Source organism: Paenibacillus sp. FJAT-27812 (genome assembly GCF_001273905.1).
Classification (GTDB): Bacteria; Bacillota; Bacilli; order Paenibacillales; family Paenibacillaceae; genus Pristimantibacillus.
In genome coordinates this window covers 240,078-257,069 of sequence record NZ_LIGH01000001.1, presented here as the reverse complement: position 1 = coordinate 257,069, position 16,992 = coordinate 240,078, and the positions used below count along the sequence as shown (strand labels likewise).

18 protein-coding genes are annotated in these 16,992 nt (G+C 50.7%); 12 read left to right on the top strand and 6 right to left on the bottom strand.

Annotated features, from left to right (window positions below):
* Nucleotides 1-11: 11 nt before the first annotated feature.
* The 8 genes from ADU23_RS01135 to ADU23_RS01100 all read left to right on the top strand — a co-directional run bounded on the left by ADU23_RS01135 (nucleotide 12) and on the right by ADU23_RS01100 (nucleotide 7,756).
* Nucleotides 12-374 (top strand): hypothetical protein, encoded by a 363-nt coding sequence (locus tag ADU23_RS01135; RefSeq protein WP_053372057.1) that lies wholly within the window; start codon nucleotides 12-14, stop codon nucleotides 372-374.
* A gap of 437 nt (nucleotides 375-811) precedes the next feature.
* The gene (locus ADU23_RS01130; RefSeq protein ID WP_053372056.1) at nucleotides 812-1,249 is read left to right on the top strand and encodes a GAF domain-containing protein; all 438 of its coding nucleotides are present in this window, start codon (nucleotides 812-814) and stop codon (nucleotides 1,247-1,249) included.
* A 65-nt stretch (nucleotides 1,250-1,314) separates the two neighbouring features.
* Entirely contained in the window at nucleotides 1,315-1,971 is a 657-nt protein-coding gene (locus ADU23_RS01125) for a response regulator transcription factor (protein ID WP_053372055.1), read from the top strand.
* Nucleotides 1,972-2,059: 88 nt separating this feature from the next.
* A complete protein-coding gene (locus ADU23_RS01120; RefSeq protein ID WP_082198528.1) occupies nucleotides 2,060-3,085 on the top strand; it encodes a PAS domain-containing sensor histidine kinase in 1,026 nt (341 codons plus the stop codon).
* A 28-nt stretch (nucleotides 3,086-3,113) separates the two neighbouring features.
* Nucleotides 3,114-3,845 carry a response regulator transcription factor gene (locus ADU23_RS01115; RefSeq protein ID WP_053372054.1) on the top strand — a complete coding sequence of 244 codons (732 nt, stop codon included), beginning with the start codon at nucleotides 3,114-3,116 and terminating at the stop codon, nucleotides 3,843-3,845.
* Nucleotides 3,846-3,856: 11 nt separating this feature from the next.
* A complete protein-coding gene (locus ADU23_RS01110) occupies nucleotides 3,857-4,939 on the top strand; it encodes a sensor histidine kinase (protein ID WP_231637284.1) in 1,083 nt (360 codons plus the stop codon).
* A gap of 125 nt (nucleotides 4,940-5,064) precedes the next feature.
* On the top strand, nucleotides 5,065-5,841 hold the full coding sequence (locus ADU23_RS01105) for an ABC transporter ATP-binding protein (RefSeq protein ID WP_053372052.1): 777 nt from the start codon (nucleotides 5,065-5,067) through the stop codon (nucleotides 5,839-5,841).
* The gene (locus ADU23_RS01100) at nucleotides 5,816-7,756 is read left to right on the top strand and encodes an ABC transporter permease (protein ID WP_053372051.1); all 1,941 of its coding nucleotides are present in this window, start codon (nucleotides 5,816-5,818) and stop codon (nucleotides 7,754-7,756) included. The genes ADU23_RS01105 and ADU23_RS01100 overlap by 26 nt, the downstream gene beginning before the upstream one ends.
* Nucleotides 7,757-7,816: 60 nt before the next feature.
* On the opposite strand, the gene ADU23_RS01095 is transcribed toward ADU23_RS01100, so the two are convergent.
* The 6 genes from ADU23_RS01095 to ADU23_RS01070 all read right to left on the bottom strand — a co-directional run bounded on the left by ADU23_RS01095 (nucleotide 7,817) and on the right by ADU23_RS01070 (nucleotide 13,940).
* A complete protein-coding gene (locus ADU23_RS01095; protein WP_053372050.1) occupies nucleotides 7,817-8,239 on the bottom strand; it encodes a hypothetical protein in 423 nt (140 codons plus the stop codon).
* 108 nt (nucleotides 8,240-8,347) lie between these two features.
* On the bottom strand, nucleotides 8,348-9,112 hold the full coding sequence (locus ADU23_RS01090; RefSeq protein ID WP_053372049.1) for a hypothetical protein: 765 nt from the start codon (nucleotides 9,110-9,112) through the stop codon (nucleotides 8,348-8,350).
* A gap of 140 nt (nucleotides 9,113-9,252) precedes the next feature.
* Nucleotides 9,253-9,921 (bottom strand): metallophosphoesterase, encoded by a 669-nt coding sequence (locus tag ADU23_RS01085; RefSeq protein ID WP_053372048.1) that lies wholly within the window; start codon nucleotides 9,919-9,921, stop codon nucleotides 9,253-9,255.
* 9 nt (nucleotides 9,922-9,930) lie between these two features.
* A complete protein-coding gene (locus tag ADU23_RS01080; RefSeq protein WP_231637283.1) occupies nucleotides 9,931-11,142 on the bottom strand; it encodes an ABC transporter ATP-binding protein in 1,212 nt (403 codons plus the stop codon).
* Complete coding sequence (locus ADU23_RS01075; RefSeq protein WP_082310953.1) at nucleotides 11,139-12,809, bottom strand: ABC transporter permease; 1,671 nt, start codon at nucleotides 12,807-12,809, stop codon at nucleotides 11,139-11,141. The genes ADU23_RS01080 and ADU23_RS01075 overlap by 4 nt, the downstream gene beginning before the upstream one ends.
* Nucleotides 12,810-12,824: 15 nt before the next feature.
* Nucleotides 12,825-13,940 carry an extracellular solute-binding protein gene (locus tag ADU23_RS01070; protein ID WP_053372046.1) on the bottom strand — a complete coding sequence of 372 codons (1,116 nt, stop codon included), beginning with the start codon at nucleotides 13,938-13,940 and terminating at the stop codon, nucleotides 12,825-12,827.
* Between the two features lie 171 nt (nucleotides 13,941-14,111).
* Here ADU23_RS01070 and ADU23_RS01065 point away from each other — a divergent pair, with 171 nt between their 5' ends.
* From ADU23_RS01065 to ADU23_RS34150, 4 genes are all read left to right on the top strand, one after another.
* Nucleotides 14,112-15,014 (top strand): LysR family transcriptional regulator, encoded by a 903-nt coding sequence (locus ADU23_RS01065; RefSeq protein ID WP_053372045.1) that lies wholly within the window; start codon nucleotides 14,112-14,114, stop codon nucleotides 15,012-15,014.
* A 35-nt stretch (nucleotides 15,015-15,049) separates the two neighbouring features.
* The gene (locus ADU23_RS01060; RefSeq protein WP_053377405.1) at nucleotides 15,050-15,892 is read left to right on the top strand and encodes an SDR family oxidoreductase; all 843 of its coding nucleotides are present in this window, start codon (nucleotides 15,050-15,052) and stop codon (nucleotides 15,890-15,892) included.
* 64 nt (nucleotides 15,893-15,956) lie between these two features.
* Nucleotides 15,957-16,544, top strand: a complete 588-nt coding sequence (locus ADU23_RS01055) for an NAD(P)H-dependent oxidoreductase (protein ID WP_053372044.1) — start codon at nucleotides 15,957-15,959, stop codon at nucleotides 16,542-16,544.
* Nucleotides 16,545-16,861: 317 nt separating this feature from the next.
* A partial coding sequence (locus ADU23_RS34150) for a helix-turn-helix domain-containing protein (RefSeq protein ID WP_157266059.1) occupies nucleotides 16,862-16,992 on the top strand: 131 nt, incomplete at its 3' end.

The following is a 16,992-nucleotide window of genomic DNA, read 5'->3' as shown; positions in this document are numbered from 1 at the left end:
GCTAGCAGCACATGACATTTATTCACGATTATAGACAATTTATCGAGGTAGGTTGTTCGTCATGCGGCAGGAAACATACGGTTCAAGCCGATCAGTACAGCGTTAATTCGCAAGGTTATTCTTTTCACTCACCCGTAAGCTGCGCCTGCGGCCAAACGGCGAGCACTGCCAACAAGGATAAGTGGACCCAAACGTTGAAAACCGAAAATAATGAAATGCTGAAAAGAAATAAAGCGACAACGATCAAAATGATGGTTGTCATTGGTTTAGTGATCGTATTTTTTGCGGGCGAAACGGTCTACATGATCAACTCCAAGGATGCGGAACAAAAGAGCGCGATCCATGAGACGAAAAAAGAAGTTTCCGCTTTTTAAAAAAACGATGTATAAGTTCCGCCGATTTTGTGAAATATAGTGTTGACGGTGTGAAGAGAGGTGTGGTTCCGTTGGACCTTTTGGTGCTAGGGCTGCAGGAGGAACTTATTTAATCACTTAGCTTTTATGAAAGCGAGGGGTTGTGCCGCAGAGCACTTCTGAACACACACGCCAAAAGCTATCCGTTAAAACCGGAAAGCAATAAGCGGTGCCCAAGTAATCTTAATAATGTGAAGTGTTAGATGTGAAGAGACTCGAACGATCAAACACCGTCGGGAAGAGGAGCCTGTAAAAGGGCTCCTCTTTTTTGTTTGCCACTGGATGAAAGCGGGCGGCATTTCTTAGCATAATTCAGGGAATTCCCTGACATACAAAGCTGGAGCATAGCTTTATAATAAACTCAATGATTGCTTGTATTCCCTAAAGGAGGAACGAGGATGAAGACAAGCGAAGTAAATATGGCAGCCTGCATCGAGCGGCTAAAAATAGATACAGGCAGCGATTTTGCTGCTCTAGGTTTAATCGATACGGCCAAACGCAAGCTGCGCTGGTCCATGGCGACCGGCAGTATTAGCAAGCGAACGCTGCTTGTCGAGCAGAAGCTTGCTGCAGGCTTGTCAGGCAGTGCGATTCGCTCCGGCAGGCTGGCGAGCACGAGGGAAGCCATGACCGACTCGGAGCGGTTCAAGCTGGGTGAGCCCATACTGTTGGCGGAGCAGCTGCAAGTGGCGGCAAGCCTACCGCTCATCATGCCAAAAGGCATTTTTGGCGTGCTGCTGATCGGCAGGCGTTCTACACGAACCTACAACACAAATGAATTAGAACAAGCTTCCTTATTAACGAATGAACTAGTGAGCCTGCTGCTCGAAAGGTAAATATAGGTTATAATAGTTGGCAATGACAGCCTAATGTTTCAAATGGATTGGCGGAGGAGAAGGAAATGATAAAGCTATTGATTTGCGATGATCATGCGATGGTCAGGACCGGCCTTGCGATGCTGCTGCACGGCAAGCACGACATTGAGGTCGTTGGCGAAGCCTCGGAAGGCGATGAAGCGATTCGGATGGCGCAGGAGCTGCACCCGGATGTTGTCTTGATGGACCTTAGCATGCCGCATGGCAAAGACGGGATGACCGCAACGACGGAGCTGAAGAAGCTGCTCCCGGATACGGCGGTCCTCATTTTAACGATGCATGACGATGATGAATATTTGTTCCGGGCGATCCATATCGGAGCTTCAGGTTATATTTTAAAGAATGCGCCCCATGACGAGCTGTTATCGGCTATTCAATCGGTAGCGCAAGGAAATGCTTATCTGTATCCTACCGCAACCAAGCGTCTGATGAGTGAATACCTCATGAAGCTGAAACAGGGCGGAGAAGACAGCGGCCCCTACGAAACGCTGTCGGAGCGCGAGAAGGAGATATTAGGCTGGATCGCCAAAGGTTATTCGAATAAGGAAATCGCAGAAAACCTGATCATAAGCGTTAAGACGGTGGAAACGCATAAAAGCCATCTGATGGATAAGCTCGGGCTGAGAACGCGGCCGGAGCTCATCAAGTTTGCGCTAAAGAAGGGACTGCTTCATTTTGATTAAGCATAGCGGCGATAAATTCCGGCAAATTATCGGTTCGGATGTGGAGTATCTTCTGTCCGTCTTAGAAGGCCAGATCGATGATAAATCGATGCTGTCCCAGGTGAATCAGTCGCTTAAGCAGCTTGCTGACGTGAAGTTTGCGTTGGATGAATCCTCGATTGTGGCCGTTACCGATCAAAAGGGAAAAATTGAGTACGTAAATGATAAGTTTTGCGAAATATCGAAATATGGCCGGGAAGAGCTGATCGGCAAGGATCACCGGATTATTAACTCGGGTTATCATGGCAGCGACTTTTTCCGCCAGCTATGGAAGGTTATTTCGGCTGGCGAAGTATGGCGGGGAGAAATAAAAAACCGCGCGAAGGATGGCAGCTTTTACTGGGTAAACACGACGATTGTCCCTTTTCTGGATGAGGAGGGCAAACCTTATCAGTATCTTGCTATCCGCAGTGAAGTGACGCAAAGAAAGCAGGCGGAGCAGAAGCTGAAGGAGATGATGGTTAAGGTTATTGAAATACAGGAGGATGAGCGGAAACGAATATCGAGAGAGCTTCATGACGGTATCGGGCAAGGCTTGTTCTCCCTGCTTATTCGGCTGGACCGGCTAATTGGCGAGCATGACGAAATCGCTGAGCTGACGGCGCTTCGCGGCGATGTTTCGGGCATGATGGAAGATATTCGCGGACTTGCATGGGAGCTGCGGCCCTCCGTGCTTGATGATCTTGGCGTTGTGCCGGCGATAAGAACCTATGTGGACAACTATTCCCAGCATTTTGGCATTCGGCTGAAGCTGGAGAACCATTTAAAGAGCCGATTGGGCATTATGAAGGAAACGGCAATCTACCGCGTCATACAAGAGGCGCTGACGAATATTGCCAAATATGCTGATGTCGCGGAGGCGGAGATCATGCTGGAGGAGCGCCCGGAAGAGGTAGAGGTGCGCGTAACGGATCGCGGCCAAGGCTTCAGCCCGGACCGGATAGGGCGCGGTGTAGGCTTGTTCAGCATGGAGGAGAGAGCGCGCAGCATAGGCGGGTTTCTGGAGCTTGTCTCGGAGCCAGGCCGCGGTACGGTAGTACGGCTTGTCGTGCCGAAGGAGCAGACGTCAGGCTGATCAGGCTTTAGTAGCAAAGGAGGCACTTATGTATCGTATTTTTATCGTGGAGGATGACGACAAGATTGCTTCAATCTTGAAAAATAATATGGAGAAATACGGCTTCGAGGCAGCGTCCGTTACGCAGTTCCGGGAGATTATGCCGGAGCTTGAGGCGTTTGAGCCGCATTTGGTGCTGCTGGACATTAATTTGCCGTATTTTGACGGCTACTATTGGTGCCGCCAAATTCGCGCCCGCTCAAGCATGCCGATTATTTTTATATCCGCGCGCGCGGGTGAAATGGATCAGGTCATGGCGATCGAGAACGGCGGCGACGATTACATAACGAAGCCGATTCATTTGGATTTGCTGATGGCGAAGGTGAAAAGCGTGCTTAGGCGGTCATACGGCGAGTATGCGAGCGCGCAGCAAGCGGCAGCCGAAGCGGGAAAGCATGGCGAGCTTGCGGCGCTCGGCTTGCGCCTTTTTTTAAACCGGAATGAGCTAGAATGGAAAGAGCAGCGCGTGGAGCTGACCAAAAACGAACAGCTGCTGGCCGAGTGCTTAATGAAGCGGCCGGGCGAGGTTGCCTCTCGCGAGCAGCTGCTTGAGGCGCTGTGGGATGACGTGCAATTCGTTGACGATAACACGCTTACAGTTAATGTAACGAGGCTGCGCAAGAAGCTTGAGGAGCTTGGCCTGCCGAAAGCAATCGAAACGGTGCGCGGGCAAGGCTACAAGCTGACCATAGCGAATACGAATGAGGAAACGCCGCGATGAGAGGGTTATCGTTGGCGTTATTTTTGCGAGACCGGCTATTGTTTATTATTGTGGCTTTGTTGATTATTGCATTATCGATCAGCATGCTGCTGCTCGAGCGTGAGCGTTATTCCGGGTTTATTGAGCTGGGAACGATCTATTACTTTGTCGTTCTTGCTTTATTTTTTCTCGGCATATGGCTAGCGGTCGATTATTTGCGCCAGCGCACTTATTTCAAGCAATTGTTAGACGCCATCAAGCGCTCCGAAGAGCTGCAGGCAACAACGATCGTGCAAGCTACCGTAACGATGGAGCAGAAGCTTGTCGCCAAGATGCTGGAGGAGCAGAACCGCGCCTATTTGAACGAGCTAGGCAAGTATCGCCGGCAGCAGGAGCTGCATAATCATTTTGTGCTTCAATGGGTGCATCATATGAAAACTCCCGTATCGGTAATCGACTTGCTGGCTCAAGAAGCGCTGCAGCAGAGCGAAGCCTTGCAGCCCGAGCATAAGCAGCTTGCGCTCAGCGTGCAGGAGGAGACGGATCGTATGACGCGGGGGCTGGAGATGATGCTGTATACGGCCCGTCTGGACAAGTTCGAGATCGACCTTCACGTGAAGCAAATTGCGCTGCAAGAGCTTGTGCGCTCCGTAATCAACGCGCATAAGAAGCTGTGCATCCGCCACTCGATTTTTCCGCGCATCGATGGGGAAGCCTTCGTGGAGACGGACGAGAAATGGATGACATTCGTATTAAATCAGTTTGTAAGCAACGCGATAAAATACAGCAAGGGCAAGCCTGGGGCCAAAAAGCTGATGTTTCAGTTAGAGTCCCATCGTAACGGAGGCGGCAAGCTGACGGTGACCGATGAAGGGATCGGCATAGCGCCGCATGATCTTCCGCGCGTATTCGAGCCTTTCTTTACAGGAGAGAACGGCCGTGCCACGGGGGAGTCAACGGGAATGGGGTTATATCTGGCGAAGCAGGTATGCAACCGGCTAGGACATGTTATGGCGATATCCTCGGTGCTCGGGGAAAGCACGACGATAACGATAACGTTCGAGCCGCGCGGCATTCACATATTGGCAGGAGAAAGCGATAGAAGGGAAAGTTAAGTGACAACTTTGTAAGGTTTGCCGCAGGCAATTGAAAGGGAAATCGATGGGTTCAACCTCTTCCGCTCGTCTATACTAATGCTAGTGAAGCACAAATACAGACCGATTCGGGGAGGAACAAAGCAATGAGTGTACTACAAGCACAAGGGCTTGGCAAAATATATAGCAGCAAAGGGAACGTGGCCTACAAAGCGTTAGAGGATATTGAGCTGAAGGTGGAAGCGGGAGAATTTGTAGGCGTAATGGGCCCTTCGGGGAGCGGTAAGACGACGCTGCTGAATTTGTTGTCTACGATCGATCGCCCGACATCCGGCCAAATCGAAATTAACGGCGTCAATCCTAGCAAGCTGACGGACAAGAAGCTGGCGTTATTCCGCCGCAGGGAGCTTGGTTTCGTCTTTCAAGATTTTAACCTGCTGGATACGCTGTCGATTAAGGAAAATATTATTTTGCCGCTCGTGCTGGAGGGCATGGCGCCCAAGCAAATTGAGCAGAAGCTAAATCCGCTAGCCGAGCTGCTGCAAATTAAGCCGATTTTGGAGAAGCGCACCTATGAGGTGTCCGGCGGACAGAAGCAGCGCGCCGCGATTGCGCGGGCGATCATTCATCAGCCCTCGCTCGTGCTGGCAGATGAGCTGACGGGAAATTTGGATTCGAAGTCAGCGAAGGATGTTATGGACTCGCTAAAGGATATGAACGAGCGGTTTAAGGCGACTGTGCTGATGGTTACCCATGATCCGTTCTCAGCGAGCTATTGCGAGCGTATTGTGTTCATCAAGGACGGAAAGTTTTTCTCGGAAATTCGCCGCGGTTCAAACCGCCAGGCGTTCTTCCAACAAATATTAGACGCTCTCAGCGTGCTGGGAGGTAATTTCGATGACGTTCCGTTCGCTCGCGCTTAGCAACATCCGGGGCAACTGGCGATCATACAGCGCATTTTTTCTGAGCAGCGTATTTTCTGTCATGATCTTTTATATTTATGCGGCTTTTCTATACCATCCCGAGGTCATTAACGGTCAAATTATGGCGGCTTCGAAAATTAGGAAAGGCATGGAGTTCTGCGAGTACATTATCGTTATTTTCTCGTTTTTGTTCGTGCTTTACTCCAATTCAGCCTTTCTGAAGACAAGGCAGCAGGAATTTGGTTTGTTCTCTTTATTTGGGATGACAAGGGCGCAGCTGCGCAAGCTTGTTGTCTATGAGAACGCAGCGATCGCTGTCCTCGCTATCGCCGTAGGCATTGGCCTTGGCATGCTGTTCAGCAAGCTGTTCTTCATGGCGCTGACGGTGCTTTTAAAATTGAATGAAACGATTCCGTTCGCGGCACCTGTCAAAGCGATAGTCATGACGGCTGGTGGGTTTTTCGTCCTGTTCATGCTTATTTCGATCTGGACAGCGCTTCGAATCGGGCGTACGGAAATTGTAGATTTGCTTAAGGCAGCACGCAAACCAAAGGGACAGCTCGTCTTCTCTCCATGGCTTGTCACCGTTGCCGTCATTTGCCTTGGGTCTGCTTATGGAATGGCGTTGTTTATGACGAGCGGGACATTCATTTTGCTAGCATTGCCCATACTAATTACGGTCGTAATCGGAACGTATTTCCTCTTTACACAGCTTAGCGTATTGCTGCTGAGGTTTATTCAAAAACGCTCCTCCGTCTACTACAAGCGCACGAATATGATCGTATTCGCACAGCTTGGCTATAAGATTAAAGACAATGCGCGAATCTTGTTTACCGTGTCGATTCTGAGTGCCGTCATTATGACCGCCTTGGGCACTGTTTATATTATGCAAATAGGCAGCAAGCAGGGCATGCTTGAGAACTCGCCGTTCTCGCTGGCTTATAGTGAAAATGGCTTAAACACGCATGAGGTAATCGACCCGGCGGAGCTTAAGCGTGTTGTCGCGGAAGACGGCTTCCAAATTGTTAAGGAAGCAAAGGTAGCAGGCGTACTCATCAATCGCTTTGCGATTGGATGGGGAGATGACGAGCCGAACGAAAAGGACTCGGACGCTTTAATTATTTCGGCAACCGACTACAATAAGCTTGCCAGTTTGACCGGTCAACCCAGCATTCATCCTGTGAACGGCAAATTGACGCTTGCGCACCCGTTAGGCAATGCGTCAAACTCGGCTGGCCTTGTAAAAGGCAGCATTAACGGCAAAGAAGTGAAATATGAAATTAGCGATCGGATAAATACGAAAGTAATGAACTGGCTGGAAAGCAATTACTTTACGTTTGTCATGGATGACTTCTCGTTTGTAGAGCTGCGATCTAGCGTTCCAGAGGATAAGTTATTCGTGATGTATGGTTTTGAGCTTAGTGATTGGGAAAATAGTTCAGCAACTGCTGAGAAGCTGAAAAAGCTCGTGCCTGAAGAGCTTCAAGGGCAAATCGACTTTAGGCGCGCATCCAATATGGTTGAAATGAAAGAGACGGTCTCGCTTACCTTATTTATCGGGATGTTCATCAGCTTGTTGTTCTTTATCGCATCCGGCAGCATGATTTACTTCAAGCTGTTTACCGAGCTGCAGGAGGATCAAGCACAATTCAAAGCGCTGAACCGAATCGGCATGACGAAGGGCGAGATTCGCAAAATCGTGGTAACGCAGGTAGGCATTGTGTTCTTCGTGCCAGTGATCGTCGGCATCTGTCACGCTTTGTTCGCCATGAAGGCACTAGATAACATGATGGGTTCTTCCAATTGGTTCTATTCCTTTGTCGTTATCGGCATTTATATTGCCATGCAGACGTTGTATTTCCTCGTTGCATGCAGCAGCTATATGAAGAGCATGCTGCGCGGCGCGGCGGCTTAGCAACTGCATGAATGAAGAAGGCTTCCTCCTCGGTTATAGAGGGGAAGCCTTTTTGCATATTTAGAAGCAGGTAAACGAGCTGATTTGTCTCAGATCGATGCCTGTATACCCCCAAGTTCTACCGAACCAGCGAAATCCAGCAACAGAATTTCGTCCTACAAAAACAGGGAAGAACCAAAAGCCTTGCCCGTTATTGAGCCAGACATAGGTGTTGCGGAAGAGACAACGGGAAATGGCGCCTGGGTCAACGGCAAACGGCACAGCAGCGGACTGCTGCGGCGTGAATTGAGGGGGCGGTGCTGTCGGTCCCATAACTCCTTGCGGTCCTCCTTGCGGACCTTGGGGTCCTTGGGGCCCTTGTGGTCCAAACGGTCCCGGACCGGGACCCATTGGCCCGAAAGGTCCAAACGATCCCGGACCGGGACCCATTGGCCCGAAAGGTCCAAACGATCCCGGCGGACCTGGAGGGGGCATAAATGACATGCAATATCACTCCTTATGTTGTAGGCTAAAGCATATTATGCGGGAGCAAGTGACTAGGATTGGGCTAATCATCATAAAAATTTGCTTGTGAAATCGTGAAGGAGGCAGCTAAAAATGAGAAATGAGGTGAGTACCAAGAATGGCAACGGTCAATCGAGAGGAGATGAATGTGCTGCCGTCCCATGTAAGAAGATTTTCGACATAACCCAATGTATCTGCATTCGTGGTGCCGATGATTCGCTGCAGGGCAAGCAGATCAAAGGACGCCCGGTTTCCGGCAGTCGCGATAGGATTTAGGGCTGCCAGAGCAAGCACTTCGCCTTGCATAGGCTTCTTTAGCTTCCCGTCATCGTTGTAGTAAGCAGATAAATAGGAGTAGCCTTTGCCGCTTATGTCAATCGTAAACAAAAGATCGAGCTGAGGGCTTGATACGGTTACTTTATACATGTCCTCGTATTGGACACGGAACTTGTATTGCTGGTTATAGCTCTCTGAATCAAACAGCAGGCGCAGCGTGTTATGGGCAAAAGAGTAGACATAGAAGATGCCGTATCCGCCGCTTCCTCCTGTGTCGATGCTCACTAAAATATCGGGTATTTTGTTCTGGTCAAAATCGCCTAAAAACAATGCCGCATTGTAGCCTGCATTGTTCTGCAAAGGTACGACTGTCCGATGCTGGGTGTAGCCGTCTTGAATGACAAGCGTGATTTGGTCAGCGAAAATGCCGGACGGCCCGTCAGGTTTATTTCCGAATAAATAGACATGGTCAGGTATGCCGTCGCCGTTTACATCACCTTGCTTCATATCCAGCAATACGTTGTCTTTAGAAAACCGATCGGGCTCGAATCTATGTGTATGGAAAGACGAGTACATAACCATTCCTCCAAGCGTGAATTAACTATGCTCCTGTCTATACCTATGCAGGCATGCTTCGTTTTGTTTGTGCGGATGCCCAGCTGTTTGATGAAAAAAAAGCGCAAGCCTCGTATGTGAAAATACGGGCTGCGCTTTATTTATAGGGAGGAGGCGAGCGGTTCGATTCTAAAATCGCCGCCGCGGCTTCCGGGCGAGGTGGAGCATGAATAGCTAAGCTTGCCGCTGACATCAAGAAGCGTTAAGCGGTAACCATGCTTGGCTCCAGTATCGATGGCAAGCCGGCGCTCTCCTTGCCAAATAGTTCCTGGGGCATCCAGCTTAAAGGTCGGCGTATGGCCAAAAATAATGGTGTAAGGACGTGCCTCGTCCTGCTCGGATAACGGAGTATAAATAAATTCGTCGCGAATTTCTGTAAGATCCGCCGAATTTTGCTTATGCAGCGGTACGCCTGGACGAATGCCTGCATGAACGAATAGATAGGGGCCTTGAATGAAATATAAAGAAAGCTTGCGCAGCCATGCCTTCGTGCTTGCGTTAAGCGTTTTGCTAGACTTTGTTGAAGCGAGCAGGCGGAGCTCTTGATTTCCGAGCAAGGCAGCCGCGCCTTCGGCAACAAGCCGGCGAACCGTATCGAGCGTGCCCCAAGTGTCGGGATTATCGGCATCGATATAGTCGCCAAGCAGGATAAGCTGGTCTTGAAGCGGGTTATAGCTTGCTTTTTGAAGCAAATCCAACAGTTCTTCCTTATAGCCGTGAATGTCTGCGACAGCTAGCAGCCGCGAGTTTGTTTTCGCTGGGTTGTGCAAAAGAATCGACTACCTTTCTTCCTCATTCGGGTAAATGAAAGCAGAACGTGCGGCAAGCTTAATCGTTACATATTCGCCAGCCTCTAATGGAATGGCGAGCACCAAATACAGCTTTTGACCGCAGCTCGTTTGTGCGACTGCCCGCCAGCGGTTGCCCTCGAAGGTACAGTGAAGCACATGCAGCTGAAGCGCATTGTCAGCTTGCTCCTGCGGTATGGCTAAGGCAAGTGCGGCTGCCGGATCTGCTTCGCCATGGCGCTCCAGCACCTCGACCTCCTCGGGGCGAAACATGAGGATCGCTTGCGAATGGTTAGGCAAATTATGCTGCTCCGGCGCAAGCAAGCCGTGAATAAGCGTAGAGCCGATTCGAACAGCGCTTCCACTGCTCCCGTTTACGACTTCGCCGCGCAAGCCGTTAATCGCCCCAAGCAAGGACGCTGCCCAGCGGCTCGCAGGACGCGTAAAGCATTGCTGCGGCGTGCCAATCTGGTCGATTTGACCATTGCGCAAAATGAGCAGCCGATCAGCCATGGCGAAGGCCTCGTCCGGATCATGCGTAACATGGAAGACGCTCATGCCTAATTGGCGGAATAAATACGCCATCTCCGTGCGCATTTCTACGCGCAGACGCATATCGAGATTGGAGAGCGGCTCATCGAGCAGCATCAGCTTTGGCCTTGTCGCCAGCGCCCTCGCAATGGCAACCCGCTGCTGCTGGCCGCCGGAGAGCTGAGGCGGCAATCGATGCCCAAGCCCTTCGAGATGAAGCATCGTCAGAAGCTCTTGAACCCGCTGCTGGATGTCCGCCCGTGCCATCTTGCTTCTGCGCAGCCCATAAGCAATGTTGTCGAGGACATTCATATGCGGCCACAGCGCATAGTCTTGAAACACCATATTAACCCCGCGTTTCTCGGGGGGCATCATGACAGACGACGAGGCGATAACCTCATCGCCTATCATGAGCTGGCCGCTGTCAGGCTTCGACAAGCCGGCAACAAGCTGGAGCAGCGTCGATTTGCCGCAGCCAGACGGACCAAGCACGCTAATAATCTCGCCTTCGCGCATGTCGAAGGAGATTCCTTTGAGCGCTTGGAACGCGCCATAGCTTTTGGTCAGGCCATGCGCTGAGAGCAGCGGTTTTGCAGCAATCGAAGCTTTAAGCTTAATCTCGTCAGAGGGATGATGGTTTTGATGGTTTTGCTTCATGGCAGTCGATGTCATGCTTTGACCTCCTTGCGGCGGAGCAATAGCTCAATCGCCAAAATGATAAGTATAACGATGGCTGATCCAAGTACGGTAGCCGCTGACGCATATCCAAAATCCAAATCCTCGAACGCTTTGTTGATCGTAACGGGCAGCGTAAGGAAGTTTGGCGGGAACAGGATCGAATTGACCGCGAGATCAAAGACGCTGGAGCCAAATGCCGCAAGGCCTGCAGAGAGCAGCGCTCCGCGAATTAGCGGAACAAGAATGAAGCGGCCCCGTCCTGCGAGCGTATCGCCTTGCAGCTGTGCGGCTGTAAGCAAGCTGTGAGGCACCTTTGCCATCGCGCCTACCATCAGCCTTGTAATGACAGGAATGGCGCCGGCAATGGCGGCAAGCACAAGAATCCAAGGCGTGCCGTAAAGGAGCAGGCCGATGGATTCGAGCCATTTTTGATTCCAGACAAAAATATAGCCAATGCCAAGCACGACGCCGGGTACGGCAAGCGTAACGATCGAGAATACCTCAATCGTACGTTTGAACTTGAACTGCGAATAGGTTAGCACATAGGCGACGCACAGCCCGAATAACAAACCTAGCAGGGCAGCGATGCCGGCGATCATTAAGGAATGGGACAACCCCTTCAGCAGCGTGCTTGAGCTATGAAATAAAACGCGGTAATGCTCGAAGGTGAGATTGCTTAGCTTCAAGCCGCCTGATTGGGTTTTGAATATGGACATGAGTACGTTCGCGCCTATCGGAATGCCGATGATTACGGCAAGAAATAACAAATTCATTGTCGCAAGAAGCACGGCAAGCTTGCCTGCCGGTTTCGGTACGGAGCGCTCTGCACGCGCCGATAAGAAGTCAAAGCGAGAGCGGCGCATTGCATAAAATTGGACAAACATCGCAATGCCAATCAGCAAAACGAGATAAAACGAAAGGACGCCTGCCATATCGAACCGAATTGGCGAGGTATAGATAGCCGAATAAATAGAGTAGGGCAGCGTTGGAAAACGATAAACGGCAGCAATCGATGCGGGAAGGCCAAAATCGCCGATGGTGTCCATAAAAACAAGCGCCGCGCCAGCCCAGACCGCAGGCATAAGCAGCGGTGCCTCGATTGTCCGCCATACAGTAAAGGCCGATGCGCCGGATAGACGAGCGGCGTGGGACAGCTGATCAACCTTCCACTCCATTGCCGCATGAACGCTCAAATAAGCAAACGGAAACTTGCTTAAGGTCATAATAAAAATAAGTCCGGCAGGCTGGAAAACAGCGCTTGTGACCCAGTGCCAGCCAAGCAGGTTGACGGCAATGCCGCCGCCGGCGGCAAACAGCACCCAGCCCTGCGCTAGAATAAAGGAAGGCGTAATAATAAGCAGCCAAACCGAAGCGTCTAACAGCTTTGCCGTCGGAAATGACCATTTTGCACGGATCGTTGCCAGTACGCCGCCAAGCAGCGTAGCGAGCACCGTTGTACCGAGTCCAAGCACGACGGAATTTTCGAGTGATTTTTGCCATAGGGGACGCTTGAATATTTCGAGCAGCAGCGCAAGATCTCCAAGTTGCCAATTGCCGAAGAAAACCCCGGGCAGCAGTACTTGAATAATGACTGCCGCCAAGGGATATAAGACGAGTATGAACAGGATGATGCTGACGAACCATCCCAGTCGATCCTTCATAAAGGTTTGCATCGCTTACTTAACGGATTGGTCGGCGAACCATTGCTTAATGGCTGCTTCATTCTCAGATGCCCAGGAAGCGTCGGCTGCAACGAGCTTCGCATCGGCTGCGCGATCTTGCTTAGCATTTACGCCGTTCACGGAAGGCTGGAAATAGCTTTCGTCGCCTTTGTCGATTAGCGCTTGCTGTGTTTTTGGATCGAGCAAAAATTCGATGAACGCTTTTGCCGCATTCGGATTTTTCGTGTTTTTCTGAATTGCTGCTACCCGGACCGAAGCAGGCGCGCCTTCAGCAGGCCAAATGATCTCAATCGGCTCGTTGTCGTTTTTCATGGCGTATGCATTGCTCTCTTGCAGCGCAGCTATGGAGATTTCGCCAGCGGCTAGCGCTTTGACGACATTCGGATTTTTTGGATAGACGCGAAGGCCGTTGCTCATCAGCGAGCCAAAGAACGTCTGTCCGCCTTCAATTGTTTTTTCGTTAAAGAACCAAGAAACAAACGGATAAGCAGGAGCCGCAATCGCCGGATCAGCCATGCCGATCAAGTTTTTGTATTTCGCATCGGAGAATTCCTCCCATGTTTTTGGAGCATCCTCGGCTTTCACTTTTTCCTTGTTGTATACGATAACGCCCGCAGCATGCGCGCCAGTCGGTACATACCATTTTTTCTCAGGCACAAAAGATTTGGCAAAATCGGTTAGATTAGCGAGGTTACCCGGAGCCCAGTCTTCAAGCAGCTGACCGCTTGCGCCTAATCCATAAATGGAAGGCATGGCATCAAGCCAGATGATATCCCAGTGCGGATTGCCTTTCTCTGCTTCAACGCGGGACATAATTTCTGCGCCGTTGCCTGCTACAACCTCAAGCTTGTACCCAGTCGCTTCCTCGAACATAGGGGCAATAATGCTGTCAAAATCATTTAAGTAAACGGTAAGCGTTCCTTCATCCTTCGTCGTTGCTTGCTCTGTCGCTTGCGCTTCCTCAGTAGGAGCCGCCGTTTCTGTATTTCCGGCGTTTGCAGCTGTATGGTTATTCGTGTTGCCTGCATTTCCGCTGCCGCAAGCAGCGGTCATTGTCATCAACCCGGCCAGCAAAATAGTTCCAAGCCAGCGTTTCCCATTCGTTTTCATCGTTTCGATTTCCCTCCACTATCTGTTTTGCTTACCTCCTAACTTTAGCAATGGTTTGTCAGATGATTGTTAACATATTGTCGAGATATTATTAAATGTAATCGATAGATATTGATATACATATAGATATAATCTATATTAATAGGCAAAAAGCGAGGGAGGATGATCGGGATGAACGTGCAGCAGCTGCATGTATTTATGGAGGTTTGCGGCGGGCGGACGCTCGCGGAAGCCGCGGACAAGCTGGGGCTTAAGCAGCCGACGATCAGCTTTCATCTCAAAAGGCTGGAGGAGGAGCTGGGCGTGGAGCTGTTTCGCAAGCACTCGCGGAGCCTGCAGCCTAGCGACGCGGCGGTGGAGCTGCTGCCTTATGCGAAACGTATTGTTTTTCTGATGGAGGAGGCTAGGCTCGCCATGCTGGAGCGTCGCGAGCAGGGCGAGGGACGCCTTAGGCTTGGAGCAAGCTACACGCCGGCAACCTATGTCATGCCTCCGCATTTTGCCGCGTATCGCAAGCTGTACCCGAGCGTGAGCCTGATGCTGACCGTGAAGCAGGCGGCTTCCGTGCTTGCGATGCTTAGAAGCTACGAGATTGATATAGGCATCGTTTCGCTAGGCGAATCGCCGCAGGAGGGACTTATCGTGCAGCCGCTCATTGCCGATGAGCTGAAGCTGCTGCTGGCGCCGGAGCATCCATTAGCCGGACTGTCACAGATAGAAGTGGAGCAGCTGAGGCAACAAACCTTTTTGCTGCATGAGGTAGGATCAACCTCACGAACGCTTTCCGACGAGTGGGCGCGCGGTGCCGGATTGCAATGGGGAAGCGTCATGGAGCTTGGCGCGATCGAGACGATCAAAGAGGCGCTTAAATGCAACATGGGAGTCGGCATTTTGCCTCGACGGAGCGTCATTCGAGAGATCGACGCCGGCGAGCTGGTTATGCGCGACCTGCCCCAATATGTAAACAGCAGGCATATTTGTCTAGCGTACCGCAATGAGGATCAGCTTTCACCGCATGTCAGATCGTTTATTGAATTTGTGCGGCATACGTTTCAGGTACATGATAAGCTGTAAGTAACAAATATGCGGAGGTGGCTAAGATGGGAGATATGACGGGTAAAATCGTAATGGTAACCGGCGCTAATTCCGGCATGGGGCTTGCGACTACGGTGGAGCTTGCGAAGCAAGGCGCGCATGTGGTGATGGTTTGCCGCAGCAGGGAGCGCGGTGAGCTCGCACTAGAGCAGGCACGTAAGCAGAGCGGCAGCAAGGAGCTGGCGCTTATGACCTGTGATTTGGGCTCGCTAGCGAGTATTCGCAGCTTCACCGCGGCTTTTAAGCAAAAGTATGATCGGCTTGATGTGCTGATTAACAATGCGGGCGTCGTCTCTTTGAAGCGGGAGCTGACGTCGGACGGATTCGAGTCGCAAATCGGCATTAACCATTTGGGCCATTTTTTGCTGACAAACGAACTGCTGGAACTTATTAAGGCTGCCCCGCAAGGACGAATTGTCAATCTATCCTCCGGCGCGCATAAGGCAGGAAGGATCCATTTTGACGACCCAAATCTTACGAAGGGCTACAATGTTGTTAAAGGCTACGCGCAGTCCAAGCTGGCTAATATTTTGTTCACGAAGGAGCTGGCAACTAGGCTAGCGGGCACGAGAGTAACGGTTAACAGCGTCCATCCGGGCGCGGTGGCAACCAATATCGGCGTGGATCGGAAGACAGGCTTCGGCAAAACGGTGCATAAGCTGCTTCGGCCATTTTTTCGTACGCCGCTTGAAGGGGCGAGGACTGCTATTTATTTGGCTTCAAGCGACGAGGCGGCTGACCAAACCGGACAATATTATATCGACAGCAAGATCGTACAGACGGCGAGCAAGGGCAGCAATGCTGAGCTTGCAGCTAGATTATGGGCATGGAGCGAGCAGCAGGTCGGACTTACATAATTGGGGGTCATTAGGCAACACTAGTGCAGACTGATTTCTATAACTGCGGAGGTGCAGCCTGATCATGAAGCACTTAATCATCTATTGCCATCCTAATCCGGATAGCTTCAACAATGCGATCGTTGATGCGTTCATCGGATCTTTAAAGGAAAAAGGACATGAGGTTGTCGTCAGAGATTTGTACGCGATGGGATTTGAGCCTGTGCTTAAGGCGAGCGATTTTGAAGCGATACGCGAGGGCGATACGCCAGCGGACATCAAGACGGAGCAAGAGCATGTGAAATGGGCTGATGCCTTCACGATGGTCTATCCGATTTGGTGGACGGGCTTGCCCGCCCTGATTAAAGGTTATATCGATCGTGTGTTTGCGTACGGCTTCGCCTATGCGTACGGGGAGGACGGCAATATTAAGAAGCTGCTGGCAGGCAAAAAGGGGCTCATAATCAATACGCATGGTGCTCCCGCGGAAATGTACAGCAAAACCGGTATGTACGAAGGTTTGACCTTGACTTCGGATACGGGAATTTACGAATTTTGCGGCATTCAGCCGGTCGGCCATCTTTTCTTCGGCAGCGTGCCCCAAATCGATGACGCCGCCCGCAAGCAAATACTTGAGGAAGTAAAGGGCAAGGCAGTTAGGTTGTTTGAATAGACATAGCGTGGGAGCCGGTCGCTTATGGCGAGCGGTTTTTTTTATGTCTTGAAGGGGAAAGGGGAGGGGGACTTCCTAGAGGTAGGAGAGTGAACCTTTCTACATGCTTCACAATTAGCGGTAGCTTTTCTTGCTAATTTGCAATTAGCAGGAAATGCTCCAGCTAATTGCATCAGAAATCATCAATTTTAGAATTTAGATGGAATTTCTCATGCAAATTCAACGAATATTGGCTGGAAACTCTTTAGCCCCCTAATTCCATTGGAGTCCGAATTGGAATCCATAGTACACTATGTATATGGATGAGGTGAGGGATAATGAGGAGAAAAAGACAAAGTGAAGCGTACAAAATGAAGGTAGTTGAGGAGGCCCTGCAAGGGGGCAACTTTAGTCATACAGCGAGAAAGCATGATCTGAATCCCGAATCGGTAAGGGTCTGGGTGAGAGA